The organism is Treponema endosymbiont of Eucomonympha sp. (assembly GCF_001028545.1).
Window position 1 is genome coordinate 1 of record NZ_BBPW01000512.1, and the last position, 521, is coordinate 521.

2 protein-coding genes are annotated in these 521 nt (G+C 40.7%); both read right to left on the minus strand.

Annotation, left to right across the window (positions count from 1 at the left end; all coding sequences use genetic code 11):
- Positions 1-276, minus strand: a 276-nt coding sequence (locus tag AWU74_RS10905; protein ID WP_162505063.1) for a hypothetical protein, incomplete at its 3' end; no start/stop codon positions are given.
- Positions 277-335: 59 nt separating this feature from the next.
- Positions 336-521, minus strand: a 186-nt coding sequence (locus tag AWU74_RS12910; protein ID WP_162505064.1) for a hypothetical protein, incomplete at its 5' end; no start/stop codon positions are given.

Consider the following 521-nt stretch of genomic DNA (forward strand, 5'->3'; position numbering starts at 1 on the left):
AATGCGTTCGCGACGTACCTTAAAATGCGTTACTTCTACACCACATCGGTCACAGATGACCCCCTTGTAACGAACGGATCTGAATTTTCCGCAATAGCATTCCCATTCTTTCGTGGTGCCAAAAATTCGCTCGCAAAACAGTCCGTCTTTTTCCGGGCGCAACGTGCGATAGTTAATGGTTTCCGGTTTTTTCACTTCACCATATGACCATGCCCGAATGGTATCAGGAGACGCTAATTTTACTATCAAACTGTCAAAATTTTGAATGTCCCACATAATGTTTCCTTGTATAAAGGGGTGGAGAATATTAAACCCTACTAAAAATTTTTACAGTATTAAAAATCAAAATTTGATTTGTCGATAAGTTCTCTATCACGTTCGGTGAGTGGTATTTGCTGTCTTTTCGCGTCGTAAATGATAAAATCAAGTACAAGTCCACGGAGTTCCTGCACCAACACGTTGAACGATTCAGGAATTCCCGCCGCAATTGAAGATTCGCCTTTAATGATAGCTTCGTAAAT